A 993-nucleotide genomic window follows, 5' to 3' on the forward strand; every position below is an offset into this window, starting at 1 on the left:
CTGTGGCTTCGTTCGCTTGGTGGCGGGGTTTTTGCAGCGCTCCGTGGCGGTCTTGTTGCCGCGATCACGCAGGACTGGCTGCAGGTAGGTGTCGCGGTCTGAACCGAGAGGGGTGCGCCCGGTCGGGGCCGTTTGGATCGCTGCCGCTACGTCAGAGTCCGAAGGCTCCGCCGCTGACGAGGATCACGATGCCGAGGCCGATGAGAACGATGGGGAAGAGGATGTTCTCCCAGCGTTCGAGCACTTCGGCGATCGGGGGGCGGGTGGCGACGAACTTTGCCAGGGCCACCAGGACCGCGACGAGCGCGAGGAAGACGATGCAGTAGGCGACTACTGCGAGAGGTTCCACGCTGAGGAAGACAGGGGTGTAGACGCCGATGTTGTCGCCGCCGTTGGCAAGGGTGACGCCTGCGACTGTCCACACGCCGACCTTCTTGCCGGCAACCTTGGCCTCGTCGTCATCGTCGTCATCGTCTCCGCGCCAGGCCTGCCATGCGGCCCAGAGGCCGAGGCCCAGAGGGATGAGGCCGAAGTACGGGATGGCTGCCGGGGGCAGGAATGCTCCGGCGCCGATGGTCACCAGGACCGCGGCACCGAGGATGCCGGCGAATCCGAGGTACTGGCCGGCCAGAATGCGGGCGGTAGTGCCGCGCTGGCCTGCCCCTCGCGCGAAGAAGAGGGAGAGCACGATGATGTCGTCGATGTTGGTCGCTGCGAACAGGCCCATCGCCTGCAAGACCGAGGTGAGGCTCATGCGCCCTCCCCAGCTGCGTCGCATCCGGGAAGCGAGCAGGCGGGATCGATGCACGGGGCGTCTTCGTCCACTGCCAGGGTGGCATCGACCAGTGCCGTCAGCGCCTGCGCCAGGTGCGAATCGGCGATCTCATATCGTGTCCGACGACCCTCGGGCTCGGAGACGACGATCCCGCAATCGCGCAGGCATGCCAGGTGGTTGGACACGTTCGGGCGTGTCAGGTCCAGATCTCGGGCCAG

At 66.7% G+C, this 993-nt stretch carries 2 protein-coding genes; both read right to left on the bottom strand.

The window, feature by feature from the left end:
* Window positions 1-151: 151 nt before the first annotated feature.
* A complete protein-coding gene (locus ACFI33_RS11760; protein ID WP_036341590.1) occupies window positions 152-754 on the bottom strand; it encodes a cadmium resistance transporter in 603 nt (200 codons plus the stop codon).
* A partial coding sequence (locus ACFI33_RS11765) for an ArsR family transcriptional regulator (protein WP_152744835.1) occupies window positions 751-993 on the bottom strand: 243 nt, incomplete at its 5' end. The genes ACFI33_RS11765 and ACFI33_RS11760, both read right to left, overlap by 4 nt.

This window comes from Micrococcus sp. PSi08 (assembly GCF_054960655.1).

Bases quoted from the DNA above. Each gene is read 5' to 3' on its own strand.
- ACFI33_RS11760 (WP_036341590.1), bottom strand. From the start codon at position 754: ATGAGCCTCACCTCGGTCTTGCAGGCGATGGGCCTGTTCGCAGCGACC.